General features: G+C 62.4%; 16 protein-coding genes and 2 pseudogenes. 10 read left to right on the forward strand and 8 right to left on the reverse strand.

The window, feature by feature from the left end; all coding sequences use genetic code 11:
• Positions 1–2,209 precede the first annotated feature (2,209 nt).
• The 3 genes and pseudogenes from NF876_RS40970 to NF876_RS40980 form a co-directional block, all read right to left on the reverse strand.
• The gene (locus tag NF876_RS40970) at positions 2,210–2,791 is read right to left on the reverse strand and encodes a PRC-barrel domain-containing protein (RefSeq protein WP_262273470.1); all 582 of its coding nucleotides are present in this window, start codon (positions 2,789–2,791) and stop codon (positions 2,210–2,212) included.
• A 535-nt stretch (positions 2,792–3,326) separates the two neighbouring features.
• Positions 3,327–4,794 (reverse strand): annotated as a pseudogene (locus NF876_RS40975) (NAD(P)-binding domain-containing protein).
• Positions 4,791–5,780 (reverse strand): LysR family transcriptional regulator, encoded by a 990-nt coding sequence (locus NF876_RS40980; protein WP_262273471.1) that lies wholly within the window; start codon positions 5,778–5,780, stop codon positions 4,791–4,793. The pseudogene NF876_RS40975 and the gene NF876_RS40980 overlap by 4 nt, the downstream one beginning before the upstream one ends.
• A 142-nt stretch (positions 5,781–5,922) precedes the next feature.
• On the opposite strand from NF876_RS40980, the gene NF876_RS40985 reads away from it, so the two are divergent.
• Positions 5,923–6,393 (forward strand): CMD domain-containing protein, encoded by a 471-nt coding sequence (locus tag NF876_RS40985; protein ID WP_262273472.1) that lies wholly within the window; start codon positions 5,923–5,925, stop codon positions 6,391–6,393.
• Positions 6,390–6,965 carry a peroxidase-related enzyme gene (locus NF876_RS40990; RefSeq protein WP_262273473.1) on the forward strand — a complete coding sequence of 192 codons (576 nt, stop codon included), beginning with the start codon at positions 6,390–6,392 and terminating at the stop codon, positions 6,963–6,965. The genes NF876_RS40985 and NF876_RS40990 overlap by 4 nt, the downstream gene beginning before the upstream one ends.
• Positions 6,966–7,243: 278 nt before the next feature.
• Here NF876_RS40990 and NF876_RS40995 read toward each other — a convergent pair whose 3' ends face one another.
• Entirely contained in the window at positions 7,244–8,272 is a 1,029-nt protein-coding gene (locus tag NF876_RS40995) for a DUF6662 family protein (protein ID WP_262273474.1), read from the reverse strand.
• A gap of 174 nt (positions 8,273–8,446) precedes the next feature.
• A pseudogene (locus NF876_RS43290) lies at positions 8,447–8,590 on the reverse strand (DUF6766 family protein); the annotation flags it as partial.
• A 104-nt stretch (positions 8,591–8,694) separates the two neighbouring features.
• On the opposite strand from NF876_RS43290, the gene NF876_RS41005 reads away from it, so the two are divergent.
• Both NF876_RS41005 and NF876_RS41010 read left to right on the forward strand, forming a co-directional pair.
• Positions 8,695–8,973, forward strand: coding sequence for a SemiSWEET family sugar transporter (locus NF876_RS41005; RefSeq protein WP_262273475.1), 279 nt, complete (start codon positions 8,695–8,697; stop codon positions 8,971–8,973).
• 3 nt (positions 8,974–8,976) lie between these two features.
• A complete protein-coding gene (locus NF876_RS41010) occupies positions 8,977–9,318 on the forward strand; it encodes a SemiSWEET family sugar transporter (RefSeq protein ID WP_262273476.1) in 342 nt (113 codons plus the stop codon).
• Here NF876_RS41010 and NF876_RS41015 read toward each other — a convergent pair.
• Positions 9,289–9,516 carry a hypothetical protein gene (locus NF876_RS41015; protein ID WP_262273477.1) on the reverse strand — a complete coding sequence of 76 codons (228 nt, stop codon included), beginning with the start codon at positions 9,514–9,516 and terminating at the stop codon, positions 9,289–9,291. The genes NF876_RS41010 and NF876_RS41015 overlap by 30 nt on opposite strands.
• A gap of 329 nt (positions 9,517–9,845) precedes the next feature.
• On the opposite strand from NF876_RS41015, the gene NF876_RS41020 reads away from it, so the two are divergent.
• Together NF876_RS41020 and NF876_RS41025 are read left to right on the forward strand one after the other, a co-directional pair.
• Positions 9,846–10,037 (forward strand): hypothetical protein, encoded by a 192-nt coding sequence (locus NF876_RS41020; RefSeq protein WP_262273478.1) that lies wholly within the window; start codon positions 9,846–9,848, stop codon positions 10,035–10,037.
• 137 nt (positions 10,038–10,174) lie between these two features.
• Positions 10,175–12,085: a potassium transporter Kup gene (locus NF876_RS41025; protein WP_262273479.1), complete on the forward strand. Its 1,911-nt coding sequence runs from the start codon at positions 10,175–10,177 to the stop codon at positions 12,083–12,085.
• Between the two features lie 33 nt (positions 12,086–12,118).
• On the opposite strand, the gene NF876_RS41030 is transcribed toward NF876_RS41025, so the two are convergent.
• Positions 12,119–13,324, reverse strand: a complete 1,206-nt coding sequence (locus tag NF876_RS41030; protein WP_262273480.1) for a cytochrome P450 — start codon at positions 13,322–13,324, stop codon at positions 12,119–12,121.
• Between the two features lie 628 nt (positions 13,325–13,952).
• Between NF876_RS41030 and NF876_RS41035 the strand changes: the two genes are divergently transcribed.
• The 3 genes from NF876_RS41035 to NF876_RS41045 all read left to right on the forward strand — a co-directional run bounded on the left by NF876_RS41035 (position 13,953) and on the right by NF876_RS41045 (position 15,615).
• Positions 13,953–14,165, forward strand: coding sequence for a hypothetical protein (locus NF876_RS41035; RefSeq protein ID WP_262273481.1), 213 nt, complete (start codon positions 13,953–13,955; stop codon positions 14,163–14,165).
• Positions 14,120–14,827 (forward strand): YihY/virulence factor BrkB family protein, encoded by a 708-nt coding sequence (locus tag NF876_RS41040; RefSeq protein ID WP_373696794.1) that lies wholly within the window; start codon positions 14,120–14,122, stop codon positions 14,825–14,827. The genes NF876_RS41035 and NF876_RS41040 overlap by 46 nt, the downstream gene beginning before the upstream one ends.
• 296 nt (positions 14,828–15,123) lie before the next feature.
• The gene (locus NF876_RS41045; protein ID WP_373696795.1) at positions 15,124–15,615 is read left to right on the forward strand and encodes an MgtC/SapB family protein; all 492 of its coding nucleotides are present in this window, start codon (positions 15,124–15,126) and stop codon (positions 15,613–15,615) included.
• Positions 15,616–15,978: 363 nt separating this feature from the next.
• Here the strand turns inward: NF876_RS41045 and NF876_RS41050 are convergent, their stop codons facing one another.
• On the reverse strand, positions 15,979–16,287 hold the full coding sequence (locus NF876_RS41050) for an antibiotic biosynthesis monooxygenase family protein (RefSeq protein ID WP_262273484.1): 309 nt from the start codon (positions 16,285–16,287) through the stop codon (positions 15,979–15,981).
• Positions 16,288–16,621: 334 nt separating this feature from the next.
• Here NF876_RS41050 and NF876_RS41055 point away from each other — a divergent pair.
• The coding region (locus NF876_RS41055) for a site-specific integrase (protein WP_262273485.1) at positions 16,622–16,952 on the forward strand (331 nt) is incomplete at its 3' end.

Raw genomic sequence — 16,952 nt, forward strand, 5'->3', positions numbered from 1 at the left:
GGGCCGGAGCGGCAACGGAAAACGCAGGAAATCCACCGCTGTCGCCCCGCAATCCTGCAAATCCGAAGCTGGCGAGACGACCAATATCCCAATCGTTCCAATGGGATCGGGATTCTTCACAGACGACCAATTAAGGTCGGGAACTAGAGGCCAGCCATCCGCCAGTTCGTTCAACCTAAGCTTTGCTTTCCATAGCTATCGCACGACTGGCTCGATTTGGTCTTCCTGAGCTACCCGCTCGGTCGTTTCTGTTTCGCTCTTTACACAATACCGTGGTGTCCCGGACGGTGTTGGCATGAGATGGCGAAGAACCTTAAGATGACCCTGCGGAAGCTTAGGCGAGGTTCCTTTGGCCTGAACCACCTGACCGATCTTGAACACGTACTTTGTCATGGCGCTCCTCCACTTTGTGACGGCAACAACCGCTCCGTCGCCGGGTCTTGCGTTAACGCTAACCCAAACGTGCAAAGATCGCCGACACGGAGCCGATGCCCGGTCATGTAAGGTCAATTAACGCAAGTTAATCTGGGTTCCGTCTCCAGATATAACTGTATCGGAGCTTGAACGTCGGTTGCCCTAGGGTGAGGCAGAGTGTGGGAAACCGTTGTTGAACCCACTCTAATATTACAACAGTGGACACCGTGATCCACGGATGTTGAGCCGATACACTTACCTGAGACCGGAGAAGGTGGCTGAGAAGTTGGCGAAGGCTACGGTTGTCTAACCAAAAGAAAAGAGCCTGATGGGGATACCGCCAGGCTCATTAGTCTAATCAGAGGGAACCAGGAAGTTCAGGAAGCCAACGGCCAAGCCTCTTGCGGGTTCCTCTCAGGCTCACAGATCAGCAAGGTACTTTGCCAGCAGCAACACCAGCACAATTAGCGCCAAGGCTCCGATAGCAGGAAGGCCCTCAGCATGGGCATCCAGCAGTTTCCAGATACGCAGAGACAATCTGGGCAATCTCACGTTTGTTCTCCCAATCCATACTGTTAATAGTACCACGAGATGAGAACAAAGAGAGAACATTTCGGTCAGGCTGTGGATGACTGTGGATTATCTTTGCAGTCCAGCCGGGCATCAAAAAGCCGTTCGCGCAGGTCACCTTAGAGCTAGGAATCTGAGGGGGCCAAGGCCATGCCGGACGTAGAAATGGCGATCGGAGTCGCTCACGATAGGACTGCAACAGCAATCGAGATAGCTCCTCTTGGACAGCCACCAGTGCAACTGGTGCTCACGCTTGACGAACTTGATCGGCTGATTGGCGAAATTGGAACCGCAAGAAGTAAGATGGTTGAGGGGCAGTCACCCCCTGACTTTGAGAGCGATGACGTAACAATCTGCACAGCCGCCAACACAAAGTGGCATATCCGAGCATTTCTCCACCCGCCGGTGCCCTGCTTGCGTTTTATCATCCAAAATTCGGGCCAGTGGGATTTACCCTTCCAAGGGATCAGATTGCCAAGATCGTAAGCTTCCTGACAGATCGATTTATTCTTCAACCAACACAATCAGCAGAGAAGCATTAGCGTTAGATAACCCTATTGGTTGAGCAGTCTGGTAGGGTTTCTATCTTCTAATGGTTTCACCGTGACTTGGTCGGCCGTCGCTTCCTCGACTTCGTTAAGGCACAGTCAGGAGCCCTCGCCCACAATTTCAACCACATAGCGACTTTGCTGCTCAGGTGGGAAGGCAACGGGAAGGCTCAAGGCAGTTGCGCACAGATGACTAACGCGACGCTCGCGGCTGTGATGGCTGTAACCGCAAGTCCAAGGTCAATTGACAAATGGCGCGTAACAACGAAGTGCAAAAGCTGGTTCATCACGGCTCTGCCCCGGCATTATAGCCTATAATAGTATAATTGAGGGCTAACCTAGCCTGCTGACTGCTGAAGTCAACGAATGTGATGTAGGTTTTGAGAAGGATCGCCTTGTACTGCATCCTCTTATCTCTGGGTGTGGCTTTCCTGCCGATCACCCATCAACTACAAATGCCCGTCAGTGATACGCTCCTACACAAATTAAAGAGCCCTGGGAGGTCGCGACATGAGGCTCCCACTCGGTCAGGAGTTGCAGCCTAGCTATGGCCAAGGGAGTTGGGGTCGCTAGGCGCATGAGATAACGCTGTTCCAGTGCGTCCGGTTCGCTAAACCTCTAAATTCGCTAAACCGCTAAAGAACCCGAAGATTTACCAAGGGCGGCTCCGCAAGACCTTAGAATGGACCTCTTGGATCATCGTGCCAGTAGTTCCTCAGTTCCCTTTCGCGCTTGCGATCAGGCCAGACCAGATCGTCACCTTCGCCGCCGTAGAACGATGGTGCGGCCTGTACCTGCTCTTCTGTAATGTCAGTACGATAGCCTTCAAACGCCTTGTCATACGAGAGTTTGTCCCAGGGGACGGTGCGGTGATGAACCCCGATGCCGAGGAAGCCACCAAACTCCACATCAACATAGAGGACTTTACCGCTGACCTTTTCGATCAGCAGCCGCTTGATGGTGCCGATCTGCCGACCCTGCTGATTGAACACTGCCGTGCCTTCAACGCGATCACTCTCAATGACCGGATGAAATGAGGCGGTCGTGTTGCTTGCCTCCCACACCAAGAAGCCGTTCTCCAAGATCCCGGCTGAGACGATGGCTCGGCCTACTTTGAACGTCCACTGATCGTCCGGGCTGACCTGTTGAGTGAAGGTCCAAGGGCCGCTCTCAGCAGGAAGTTTCTCACCAGTAGAACTGTCAGTGAAGCCACGCAGGTTGGGATCGGCAGCAGATTGAAAGACGTAGCAATTTAACATGGGTGCCTCTTAGTTGATAAGACGCACGATCATTGTCTCAGGTGTTTATGACCAAATTAGAAACAGATAAATAGGAAGCTTTGACATAGTTATGGTATATAGCCCTAGGATTAAGCTAAAATTTACCTACCGATTGATAAAACTAATCTCCTATACTACCATACTAGTAGGCAAAATCGTACATCAATACTTACCTACTTAACTTTGAGAGATCGCATGACAGTTTGTCGCCAAGCCCAATCCTAACCCAATCACTGACCAAGTGAAGCTATGGCTCAGCCCAACGCTGATCTGACTGGCTTTCGATACGTCTGAGTTAAACGAACAAGCAGCCCTGACACTAATCGTCTAAGGATCATGGTGCTGGGCTGACTCGGTCTGTCCCTGAGCCGGAGATGTCACATTAACTGAGTATAGCCGTTGGGCTGCACAACGAGGTCGGTTTTGGCACAGCCCAAGTCGTTGATTTCTCTCGGCACGAGAGTTTTCCTTGACGAGTACAGAGCAGTATTCGCCGTTAATGTGACATCTCCTCTCAGACTGCGGCGCTGGACACTCCAATCGTGGTGTCGGCGTCGGTCCACTCGTCACCGAGCAATTCAGGCGTCGCGAAGGCCGTCAGGGCAGCGAAATGCTGCTCCCGGTCGGCGACGGAGAGCGCCCTCACGATACCGCGCGCCAGTCGATCGGCACCTTCGCTGATCGCCGGGATGTCGCCGGACAGCTTGCCGTGGCTCAGCGTCGCCGGGAAGTTGAAGCAGTGGATTTGATGGAGGGCCGGACAGGCGCCGGGTGTCTTCTCCTGGAACTCGAAACTCTCGCCCAAGTCAGGCGAGCCCTCGAGCTCGGGATTGGGCATGTCGGCGGGTACCGGAAAGCGATCACGCTAGAGCCGGATCTGCGGTGCAACGGCGGCAAGCTCCGGCCGCGAGGCGAGGTCGACCTGAAAGCCGGTGCCGAAGATGATGAAATCGTTCTCGTAGCGGCCCTTTGGCGTGGTGATGACGACATGGTCGCCCGCCTCCGCCAGATCGAGCAGCGGGCTGCCGAGATGGAAATGCGCATTCGCGTGCTGCGACACGCGTAGCGTGCTCGGCCGCGGCGGCGGCGTCTGCGCCCGAAGCGTATGGTCGAGGAAGCGCCACTTCCACTCGTCCGGCAAGCCGGCGAAGCCGTGGACGACACCCTGGCTCCCGATGCCGGTGAACTTGTTGATGCGCGGGATGTCGGTGCGGCGGATGAAGAGGTCGAGCCGGGCGCAGCCGGTCTCCAGTGCAACCGCGGCATTATCCATCGAGGAGGCACCCGCCCCGATCACCGCGACGCGCTTGCCACGCAGCGCCTCGAAATCGATGGGGTCGGCGGTATGCGCCCAGAACCGGCAGTCGATGGTGCGGGCGATCGGCGGCACGTAAGGAACGCCGAGCCCGTCGCGCCCCGTCGCCAGGACAACATGACGCGCAAGGACCATGGCCTCATCCCCTGCCTTGGCGATGCACAGGGCCAGCAGCCCGTCGGGACGCGGCTCGAGAGCCTTGACCTCGACACCGTTCTCGACCGGCAGCCCCAGAACCTTCCGGTACCAGATGAGATAGTCCATCCACAGCGTACGCGGCGCGATCCAGGGCCTCCCAGGCATCGGAGCCAAAGCGTGCCTCGTAATAGGCCCGGAAGGTCAGCGCCGGCAGGCCCATCGCAGGTCCGGTGAGTTGCTTCGGCGAGCACAGGGTGCGCATCCGTGCATAGGTGAGCCACGGCCCCTCGGATCCGGCCGGGGCGCGGTCGAACAGCACGTGGTTGTCGACGCCGAGCCGCTTGAGCATGCCCGAGGCGACGAGACCCGCCATGCCGGCGCCGATGATGACGACGTCGCGCACGCGCCGGCCCTCGACCTCGCGTGGCGGCACCCAGGACTTGGCCGGCAGCTCCAACCAGGCGAGATCCTGTGCCAGCCGCTGCTCCAGGGCATCGAGCCCAGACGGCACGGTGCAGTCGGCTCTCATCGCGACGCTTCCTTGTGATGATCCGCCCCGTAGACCAATTCGGACAGGAGGTCCGTGCCGGCCATGTCATGGAGCCTGAAGCCGGGGATAAGCCCTGCGGCAGCCTTCACCAGGGCCTCGTTCAGGGCGCAGATGCTCGGCGGCAGGGGACGTGCGGCCGGCGAGATCGCGCCGAACAGGAACGGGATACCGACATCGAGCGGTCGCAGCGCGATGCCTTGAAGCTCGAGCGCGCAGGCCATGACCGGCTCAACGATCGCCACACCCAAGCCGCGACGCACCAGCGCCAGCGCGGTAAGCGAGGAGTTCGTGTCGATCATCCGTGTTGGGATCGTGCCGGCCGCCGCGAAGGCGTCGTCGACGCGCCGCCGCAGGCGATAAGGGTTCGCCATGGTGACGACCCGCCGCTGCGCCAGTTCCCGCAGCGCGATGACCTCCTGCCCGGCCAAGGGATCATCCGGTGCCAGCGCCGCAACGCACGGGGCTTCGGCGATCCAATGAACCTCGAGGCCGGGATGCTCAACCGGCAGGCTGGCGAGACCGAAATCGGCCGCATGCGACAGCACCTGCTGGACCACGCCCTCGGCGGACAGCGACTGGATGTGGATCTGCTCCGGCAGCAGCGTGGGGTCCACCGCCGCGAGCGCATCCGGGATCAGCCCGGCCGCAAGCGCCGGGGTACAGGCGACCTCGAAGGCCGGCAGGGTCGCCGCGCCGATCGCCTCCGCCTGCTCTCGGATGTGCCTGAGCCCGACCAGCAACCGCTCGACCTGCGCATGGAACTGCACCCCACGCTGGGTCGGGCTGATGCGCGGCCCGCTGCGATGCAGGAGTTCGTAACCGATGTCAGCCTCAAGTTCACGGATCTGGCGGGTGACGGCCGGTTGCGAACGGTCGAGCAGGCGTGCGGCTCCGGTGATGCTGCCGACCGACATCACCGCCGCGAAGGCTTCGAGCTGCCGGATGTCGAGGGGTGGTTTATCCATTTGACGAATGATAAGCGGGTATTAATGCAAATCCAATATGAAGTTGGGATTGAAGCATCACAATTTTGAATGCATACTCTATATTGATACCTAAATCGCATAATTCGACCGTACCGCCGCTTGGCGAGGAAAGCGATATTTTATGACGCTGATCGAAGAAATGGTCGGAATCCAGCCTGGCACACCCTTGGCGCAGGCGCTGGCGGCACGCGCCGACATCCTGCGACTCAGCCAGGCAAGCCATGATGCGGTTCTGCTCCCCAAGGAGCCTGGCGGACTCAGCCATGGCATGCGTGCGGCACTGGCAGCCCGAATGGCTCGCCAGAACGCACAACTGCCACTTGCGGCGCATTATGACGATCTGATGCGCCGCAGTGGGGAGGTCCAGCCGAGCGAGATGCCTCCCTCCGAACGGACGCGCGTCGCCTCGATCCTGGCTCATTCGGACCTGCTGACGCTGCGTCCGCGCGACGCCACGCGCCGTGACATCGAGGCGTTACGTGCAGCCGGCGTCGAGGAGTCCGACATCGTCCGCCTCGCCGAACTCGCCGCCTTCGTGAACTATCAGGCACGAGTCATCAGGGGGCTTCAAGTCCTGGGAGAAGCAAAATGAGCCGCGTCGTCCACTCCTTCACGACCAAGGTCCCGGTCTGGACGCCCTACGTCACCCCCGTCGATCCCGCCGCGGCAACGCCCGAACAGATGGCGGCCATGCAGGTCACGCCCTCAAATAAAGGCATCTCGCCTTACGTGCTGACGCTGGCACACGACCCGGAATCCCTGGCCGTGCGGTCGCCACTCTTCAACCAGATCATGTACGGCAAGGACGGCCTGACTTCGGCCGAACGCGAGCTCGGTGCCGTCGGGGCGTCCGTCGCCAACCGCTGCGTCTACTGTGCGGCCGTGCATGCCTCGCGGTTCAATGGCCTGACCAAGCGCCCCGAGGTCATTGACACGATCTTCAGGGACGAACGGGATGCGAGGCTCGAACCGCGCGACCAGGCGATCTTCGACTTTGCCGCCCGTCTTTCCGAGACGCCTGCTGCGCTCGACGGGGCAGCGGTTGAAACCCTCCGGGAGGCAGGCCTCGACACGCTGGAATCCGTGGATCTCGTTTTCGCGGCCGCGATCTTCGGCTGGGCCAACCGCCTCATGCATACGCTGGGCGAACCGCCCGAACCGTAACGATCGCCTCGCAGGCCAAGGCACCTTCCGCCGGGGGCCACCCTTCTGGACCGAGTGAACCCCCATCAATGATTGGTTCCAACGGTGCCGGAGAGTCCGGCCAGGATAGCGCTTCGAAGTGGTCCACATGGACGGCGACCGGCTCGACAAGGAACTGGCGCTGCCGATCACGTAGAAGGTGCCTGCACGTCAGTAGCGTGGGGAAGGCCTTGTTCCACGCGACCCATCATCCGGCATGAAGCCCTGCCCAGGTGGTGCCATGGCCTGAGGACCTGCCATCAGAACTGCGCGATCAGCTTGAGCTTGGCCTGATGCCGCTCGAAGTTCTCAAGGTCGAGGTGCCCAGGTTCGTCATTCGCCTTCCCAGCCACTTGCACGTCCCATTCCGCTGACAAGGACAGGTGGTCGGAGACCTTCACGTACAGGGTCGGGCCGATGAACAGCGCATGCCCCTCGAATGCCTTGAAGTCGAGCCCCTGGTACTGGCGCAGGTACCGCGCCTCGGCTCCCACAAACAGGTTCGGCGCCGCCTGGTAGGCCACGGCTGCGGAGATCCCGATGGTCGACTCCCGCTCGGCGGGCGTCCGAGTGATGGCGACAGCCGCAGGGTCGGACGGATCCACTTCCTCCAGGTCACGATCAAGACCGATGAACGTCCGAGGTCGCACACGCTCCGCCTCATAGGTGAGGTTGACCGCTCCGAAGAGCCGCTCGGGCACCAGGGCCGTGTCAAGGCTCAGCACCCCCTCAAGCGCCGTGCGGCGGGCGCGCTCGCCCGTGTCCTGGTCGAAGAAGCCGAGCTGGGGCTCCACGCTGAGGGTCAGCCCGATGGGTGACGGGTCGCGCTTGATGAACTGGTAGCGCATTTGCATGGAGAGCTGGCTCAACCCACCCATGTTCCGGTTCTCGAGATCCGGGACATTGCGGATCCAGTAGCGGTCGAGGGTGGCATCGAGCGAGAGGCTGAGCCGCTCCGCCGGCGTGTATTCCAATTCGAGCGTGGGGCTGAACACGCCGTAGCGCCCGCCTCTGCGGCCGTAGCGCCCCGTGCTGTCGATGGAGGCTTCCAGCTCGCCTGGATCACCCACGTCGCTGCCCTCGGTGAACCCGAACAAGTCCTCGGTGTCGATCTCGGATTGGGACTGTTTGTCCCCCTCGGACTGCTTGTTGTCTTGAGTCTGCTGCCTGCCCTGAGGCTGTGCCGGACGCGGGGGCGACCGCCGCGGGAGCCCTTCGGCACAAGCTGGATGGATCAAGGCCACGAGAGCCAATGCCGGAGCAATACGTAGGACAGGGCTAAGCGACATGGCAACTCCGGCAGACCTCAAGAACCCAGAAGAGGCGAGACTTCAGGCGAACCCTATCCTCTCGCTTCCTGAGGCGGAAGGCCTGCAAAGGTTGTGCCCGCAGGGCCTGTGGCTGCCAGGTCGATGCGCTGAAGTGACTTGGCAGAGGCCGGCTCGGCTGCTTTGAGCCGCGGGTCAGTGCCCGGTTGCGGCGTGCGGGGCGGCCACGGGCTTCGACTCCGGCGAGCCCCGCTCGCGCAGGTAGATGCCGAGGACCAGGGGCACAGCAATCGCCAGGAACTCGCTCCGCCAGTTCTGGAAGCCCTCGTACCAGAACTCCTGCCTGGAGGCAGGACGAGGCAGCGGTGCGGCACGATCGCTTGTCTCGGGAACCTCGCCATCCCGGACTTGTTCATGACATTCACGCGACGGGAGAGCAGGACATGCAGACATGGTGGCTGACGGCCTTGGGGTTGGCGGCGGGGCTGTGCACCAGCCTCAGCTTCGTGCCGCAGGTCATTAAAGCTTGGCGTGAAGGAGACACCGACGCGATCTCGAAGCGCATGTACATCGCCTCTCTGATTGCCTATGGCCTGTGGATCGTGCATGGGCTGATGATCGCCAGCGTGCCCGTTATCCTGTTCAACGCGCTCAACGTCGTCTTCGCCGGTATCATCCTGGTGCTGAAGCTGCGTGGCCTTAAGGCAGCGGGAGCGCGCTGAACCATGGATGTGTCGCTCGCAACTCTGATTGGATCCGCCGCCGGCTGCATCGGCCTCTACAGCTTCGTGCCCCAGGTCGTGAAATGCTGCCGAACCGGCGATGTGGCGGCCATCTCCCTGCGCATGTTCGCGGTGCGCACCTTCGGGCTCCTGCTCTGGACCGTCTACGGCTTTGCGCTCGGCAGCATGCCCGTGCTCATCTTCAGTGCTCTTGGCTTGATGCTCAGCTCGGTCGTCCTGATCCTGAAGGTCCGCGGCTCCCGTACGCAGCCCGTCAGCGAAAGCCGCTGTCGAGATCAGGCGGATCAAAAGGACTCAGGCACGGCTGAACCCGTCACGGGTTGAGTCCCAGATCACGGTGCGGCCCCTCCCCGGCTCGTCGACCACCACCTGCACCGTCCTGCCGTAGCTCGCGGTCCGCGCAGCCACCTGGAGCGCCGCCCGGATGGCTTCGGGCACGGTGGGACACCGGGCGAGAATGATCTCGCTGCTGACGACGGCCCACAGGCCGCCGATCGGCTCAATCACGAAATGGTCATCCACGAGCCACCCTCGGCACGATGGATGAGTTATCCCGGCCGGAGGCCCGGTCAAGGATCTCCGGGCACGCCCGCATAGGCAGCCGGGGCGACCACCCGGGGAGGGTTGTCGGACTGCACAGGAACAAGCTTGAGAGCATCCACTATGGTCAACCAACGCACGGCACGATCGCAATGCACGGCACGATCGTCCGGTGCGAGAAGCGGGATGCCGTGTCCCTCGGTCCGGCCTCCCCGGACACCGCTGGGGACAATCCCCGGCACGACAGGTGCAGGCCTTGCCCTGTGGCGTCGCCTGCGGCACAGCAGGTCCGGCTTCAGCGGGAGGCAAGCTTGACTCCACAACCGATCTCCACTGCGCCGCAGGAGGATGACCAGCCTCTCCTCCTCTTCTGCCCCGATCAGGGTGGCTGGCATACGGGCGTCTGGTTCCGAGGGAAATGGCTGGCCTACATCGATGGGAGCGTCGTGCTGGAGCCCTCCCATTGGCTCCCGGTTCCCGCTGATCCACCCGACGTGGAGTGACCATTCTCACCACCGAAGCTACGTTCGAACGCTTATCACCACTCCGAACACGCTGTCCTCCAAGGGATGAAACCCTCTGTCGTCCAGCTACGTTGAGCCGAGGGGGCCTGTTCCCCGCTGAAGAGGTGGGAGGGTTCATGGCCGCGACCGGGATCAGCGAACGGGTGGATGTCAGCCCTGACGACCACGGGCACGCTACCCCGACCTCCTTCTGGGCCCTGACGCTTGGCACCATCGGGGTGGTCTACGGCGACATCGGCACCAGCCCACTTTACGCGCTGAAGGAGAGCCTGGCCGCGGCCACCGGCCATGCTGGCTCGGGCGCCCTCACCCGCGAGATGGTTCTGGGGGTGGTCTCTCTCATCCTGTGGACGCTGATTATCATCGTGACGATCAAGTACGTGGTCTTCGTCCTGCGGGCTGACAACAACGGCGAGGGCGGCACCCTCTCGCTGGTGACCCTGGCCCAACGCGCCCTCGGGCACAGCACCGGGATCACCATCATCCTGGGCATGGTGGGAGCCTCCCTGTTCTACGGCGATACCATCATCACGCCGGCCATCTCTGTGCTCTCGGCCGTCGAGGGGCTCAAGCTGGTGACGCCGGCCTTCGACCCTTACGTGGTGCCGCTCAGTCTCGTGATCCTGATTACCCTCTTCGCCGTCCAGCGCTTCGGCACGGCCAGCGTGGCCTCGTTCTTCGGTCCGGTCACCGCCTTCTGGTTCCTGGTCATGGCTCTGGGCGGCCTGATGCACATCCGGGATGACCTGAGCATCCTTGCCGCCATCAACCCGGTCCATGGCCTCGGCTTTGTGGCCAATCATGGCACCGCCGGGCTCCTGGCGCTCGGCGCGGTGTTCCTCTCTGTGACCGGAGCCGAGGCGCTCTATGCTGACATGGGCCATTTCGGACGTGCGCCGATCCGCACCGCCTGGATCGGCCTCGTCCTGCCGGCGCTCGCCCTCAACTATCTCGGCCAGGGCGCCATGCTGCTGGCGCACCCCGAGGGGTTGGAGAACCCGTTCTTCCTGCTCTACCCGTCCTGGGCCCTGCTGCCGATGGTGATCCTCGCCACCGTGGCCACCATCATCGCCAGCCAGGCGGTGATCACCGGCGCCTTCTCGATCTCCGAGCAGGCGATGCACCTCGGGGTGCTGCCCCGCTTCCGGGTCATGCGCACCTCCGAGACCGAGAAGGGCCAGATCTATGTCCCGTTCATCAATTGGCTTCTGCTCTTCGCCGTCATCCTGGTCGTTGTCCTCTTCGAGTCGTCGAGTGCCCTGGCGGCGGCGTACGGCTTGGCCGTGACCGGCGACATGGTCATCACCTCGTGCCTGCTGTTCATCGTGGCGTGGAAGTTCTGGCGCTGGTCCCCCGCCGCTGCGGCGCTGGTGATCGCACCGTTCTTGGCCATCGAACTCGTGTTCCTTGGCGCGAACGCGCTCAAGATCCCGCACGGCGGCTGGTTCCCGCTGCTGGTCGGGACGGGGCTGTTCATCCTGATGTGGACCTGGCGCAAGGGCACGCGCCTGCTGGCGGAGATTTCGCACCGGGGCCGCCCACCCTTGGCCGAGTTCATGCGCATGGCCGAGAGCAGCCCCGTGCCGCGGGTGCCCGGTACCGCCATCTTCCTGACCGGGAGTTCCCAGGACGTGCCGGCCGCCCTGCTGCACAACCTGAAGCACAATAAGGTGCTGCATGACCACAACGTGCTCCTGACGGTTGTGACCGAGGAGGTGCCGCGGCTGCGGGACGAGGGCCGCGTTACCATGGAGAAGCTCTCGGACCGGTTCTCGCGGGTGATCGTGCGGTTCGGGTTCATGGAAAGCCCGAACGTGCCCAAGGCGCTGAAGGCGGCGAACTTCGATCTGGCGGACGCCTCGTTCTTCCTGTCGCGACGGGCGCTGCAACCCTCAGCCCAATCAGGCCTGCCGCTCTGGCAGGACTACCTGTTCATTCCCATGGCACGGTCGGCGAGTGATGTCTCCGACCAGTTCTGCATCCCGGAGGACCAAGCCGTCGAGGTGGGCGCACGGGTCACCATCTGACTTGGTGCCTGATCGGGCACAGGCGAGGACAGGTTACCGGGCCGAAACCGTGACCGGCAGCCGTTCGATCGCTCTGAGGCCAGGCCGCGGCCGCCACCGGATGGTGTCCGGCGGCACGGCCAATTCGAGCCGGGGCCAACGCTTGAACAGCGCCTCCAGCGCGCACCGTGCCTCGATCCTGGCAAGCTGATGGCCGAGGCAGAAATGAATTCCTGTGCCAAAGGACAGGTGCCGATTGGGCCGTCGCGCCAGATCGAGCCTCTCAGGGTGAGAATTGGCGTCAGGATCGAAATTGGCCGCCGCCAGCATGGCCATGATCCGGTCCCCTTTCCTCAATCTGATCCCGCCGAGCTCAATGTCCCTTCCGACGAAGCGGGGCTTGCTGAATTGCACTGGGGAGATGAAGCGCAGGAACTCTTCGACAGCCAGCGGTGCGCGGCTCCAGTCCTCCTCGAGCCAGTCGCGCAGACGAGGCGTCCTGAGGAGTTCATGGACCGATCCGCTGATCAGATGCGTGGTGGTCTCAGACCCAGCGCCGAGGAGGAGAAAGATCATGGCCACCATCTCCTGGCCGCTGATGCGTCCGCCCTCCTTTTCCACGCGGACCAAGTCCGCGATCAAGCCTTCGCCACCGGTGTGGCGGGTAACCTGCAATCGCCATTCCAGGTATCCCTTCATCGGCCGGATGCCCGCGATCATGCGCAGCAAGCTGAGCGTGCCGGTCAGGCGAGTCAGGCTGTTGGCCCAGGCGATGAAGCGGGGCCTGTTGGCACGAGGCAGACCGAGCAATTCGCAGATGACCGCAAGCGGTAGCCTGCGGGCATAGCGCTCGACCAGATCAGCCGGGCTGCCATCGGCAAAAAGCTCGGCCGCGAGCCCGTCGGCAATCGCGAGAATCCTTGGCTCCATGTCGAGGATGGCGCGACGCCGGAAGGCCTCGTCGACGATACCGCGCAGCCGGGCATGGTCCGGCTCATCCATGGACAACATGCTGATCGCGAGTGCGCGGATCCACCCGGGCATCCACCAGCGCAGGCCAGCGAGCGAGCCGTTCCTGCGCATCGTGAAGGTCTCGCTGTCCTTCAGGACGCGGCTGGCCATCCCGCTGTCGGTGGTGATCCAGGTTCGCCCGATGATCGGGAACCGCACCTCCACAACGGGGCCTGCCGCCCTCAGCCTTGCGAGCGTCGGCGCTGGATCGCGAAGATAGTCCTGGCTCGTGAAAGCAAAACGCCGCATGACGTGTGCCCCGTGACGACGATGGGATCGGCCGCAGCCTGACCAACTGCTCTGCCGGCGATCGCCGCATGACTTTTCAGTGGCGGACCGAGACTACGAAGCCCATCACGCTCAAGCAATGTCGCCTTATGCCCCTGGATATGCATCGGCGCGGATGCCGTGCGGCAGCGAAGTTCCGGATTTGGTGAGTCTCACACGTTCCGGCCGCTCCACGAACGTCGGCTCTGACTAGCCAAAGCTGACCAAGCTCTGTGGTCCGGCGAGTGCTGCTAGGCGGGATTGGTCGAGGGCTCAGAAGGCAAAAGGTTCACAGCCAAAGGTAACTCCCAGTTACCACGCTCTCTCTCCGCACGCGGAGGAGCAAGGAATCCACCCTCAGGGTTGATGCAGTAAGGCCAAAAAACGTCTGCTTCATGTGGCAAGGAGTTGTCGAACAGACATCCTCCTGGATCCGCACCGGTGTCCCATGAATGAACATGGCGAAGATTGGCGCTCCAAACTCGCAGAAGAGGCAAGCCCCAGCGTGCTCCCAGACGATCTCGCCCGCGCTCGCGAGCCTGGCCGGTGACGCGAGGCGACCACCCCCAAGCAGATCCCGGCCCGCGGGTGGAAGGACATCTTCTGGCGCATGCTCTGGGGGATCTCGGAGGATCGGATCCTGTCGACCTCGGGCGGGGTTGCGTTCTTTGCCCTTCTGGCGGTCTTTCCGGCCATTGCCACCATCGTGTCGCTCTACGGGCTCATTGCCGATGCGAGCACCATCAGGGGCCACACCTGTCGCTGCTGGCTGGCATTCTGCCCGGCGGGGTGCTGGAGCTCATTGGAGGGCAAATCTCCCTGATCGTCACTCAGGGCAACGGTGAGCTCAGCGTGGCCTTCATTGTCGGGCTCCTGGTGGCGCTCTGGAGCGCGAACTCGGGCGTGGCGGCCCTCTTCGATGCCCTGAATGTGGTCTATGGCGAGAAGGAGAAGCGCAGCCTGGTGCGGTTCTACGCCACGACTTTCCTGATCACCCTGGGCATGATCGGCTTCATCATTCTCGCCATCGGCGCGGTGGTGGTCGCACCCGTCGTGCTCACCTTCATGGGCTTCGCCACCGCGGCCGAGCGGCTCCTGGCCATCCTGCGCTGGCCCGTCCTGCTCGTGGTTGTGGGCCTGTGGCTGGCCGTCATCTACCGCTATGGCCCAAGCCGCCGCGATCCGAAGTGGCGCTGGGTGACCTGGGGCAGCGCCGCGGCGGCCGTCCTCTGGCTTGCAGCGTCGATGCTGTTCTCCTGGTATGTCGCCAACTTCGACAGCTACAACAAGACCTATGGCTCCCTCGGGGCCGGGGTCGGCTTCATGGTGTGGATCTGGCTGTCGGTTGTGATCGTCCTGCTCGGTGCCGACCTCAATGCCGAGATGGAGCATCAGACCGCCCGGGACAGCACCGAAGGAGCACCGAAGCCGCTGGGCGCCCGCGGCGCCACCATGGCGGATCATATTGGTGCGGCACAGGGCTGACGCACAGCCGCGACCGAGACTTGGGGAGCCTCTCCGCTTGTGTGGTCCACGCCGTCCCGTCGCAATGCGACCACGTCGGGTCTGGGCAGCCTGATGCTTGCGCGATTTCTGCTGAGCCAAAGTCGGCTGCCCTCAAGCTTAGACCTAAGCTGTGCCAAATGTGCCGTTGGGCAGTTCGGAACCACTGCCAGGCTTTGCCAATCGATAGCCGTCAATGGAACTGAGGCTTCGCCTTACCCGTCTCCACGGGGCGAGTTTGCTGACGTGGAAACGACATGGATCAAATCGAACACCTGCTGGAGACGCTGCGGATCATCCCGCACATTGCTGCCTTAGCCTTTGCCTATGCGCTGGCCCTTCCCATCGGATGGGATCGCGAACGCAACGAACGCAGTGCCGGCGTGCGGACCTTTCCGCTGGTGGCGGTTGCAAGCTGCGGCTTCATTCAGGCGACGGAGGGCAGCGTCGGAACCTCCCCGGAAGCGCAGGCACGGATCGTTGAAGGACTGATCACCGGCATTGGCTTCATTGGCGGTGGGGCTATCATCAAGCAGGCCGGCACCGTGCAGGGAACCGCAACCGCCGCAGGATTGTGGGCAACCGGCGCCATTGGGGTTGCGGTGGGCCTCGGCAGCTACGATGTTGCTATTGTGATCGCCCTGTTCACGATCTTCACATTCCGGGGACTGTCGCCGCTCAAACAGCAAAAGATGCCGGGTGAGGATATTGGCCCGCCATCAGGCACCTCTAAGGAGAAGACCTATAAGAAGCACCTGATCGAATCCTGATCCGGAGCCTCAGAAAGGCCCCTGCAAGGCGGCCCAGGCAAAAGCAGGATAGAGCCTGATCCCGCTCACATTACTATCGATGCCGCCTAGATGAATTCTGAGTCAGTGGGGGTTCTTCGCCGAACTGCCACAACCGACTAGGCTCTGCCCTGTGCGCTTGTTGTGCGGGGTCGCTCATGGAATAGCCGTGGGCCAATACCCGCACAGCAAGAACGCCGCCACCGCACTCCAGAGGCCGATAATCACCCCGGCTCCCACTCGGCTCGTCGGCTCCTCAGATCGGCGTCGCTCCTGGCGGTGTCGCCTCCGGGGAAGCGAGCCGGACAACCGGCCCGCTGGTTGAGGAAGGCCTGATGTGAGGCGTCAGGCAGCCATTGCCCCTTGGCCCGGAACGCTCACGACGACCTCGCCCATGGTCACTTCCGGCTCACCCTCATAGAAGTCGCTGAGATTGTCCTTGATCCAAGTCATGGCGCGCCGGTGCGCCTCGCGCACCGCGTCCTGGGTGTCGAACAGGGTGATCGAGACGCCGACGTCATTGCCGCCGTTGATGACGTAGTAGCCCCGGAACCCGGGCGACTGCCGCAGGATCGGCGCGAGGCCGGCTTCGGCCCGGCGGGCGACCTCGTCAACCGAGCGCATTCTGTTGAACTTGCGGATCACGGCATACATGAGAGCCTCCCGTTCGAGATCACCCCACAGCCGAGCGCATCATACCACGAAGCCTATGACCTGAGCATCCAATGTCCGACTTCCCAGGGTCTGCAATGCGTCAACCTGAGCCCTCAAGCGAGATTGCGTGAAGGTCGCTTCACAATCCCGTTGCGGAAGTACGGCTAAGGTCAGCCCAGTGCCAGTGAACGAACCCGCTCGCGCGGGAGGGCGCGCGGTTCCAAGGCTGAAGCTGAGCCTCTGGCGGCAGTGAGGCTGTGATCAATCAGAGGTGACGGAGGTTGCTTCGCCTCCGAGCTTGAAGGGTCAACCTTCAGCTCGAGAGGAGCGCTCCATGATCGTCCACCCGTCGCCTCTGGCCGGCACCGCCTTGCGCCAGCGCATGATCGAGGACATGACCGTGCGCGGCTTCACCGCCAAGACCCAGCACGACTACGTCCGATACGTGAAGACCTTCACGGCCTTCCTCGGCCGCTCCCCCGACCAGGCCACCGCCGAAGATCTGCGCCGGTTCCAGGTGCACCAGACCCAGGCGGGCCTCCAGCCGCCGGGTATCAACAGCGCCGTCGCGGCCCTGCGCTTCTTCTTCACCGTGACCCTGGACCGGCCCGATCTCGCCCGCCGTCTCACGCTCGTCCGCCAGCCACGCACGCTGCCGCTGGTGC

Source organism: Microvirga yunnanensis, assembly GCF_025460875.1.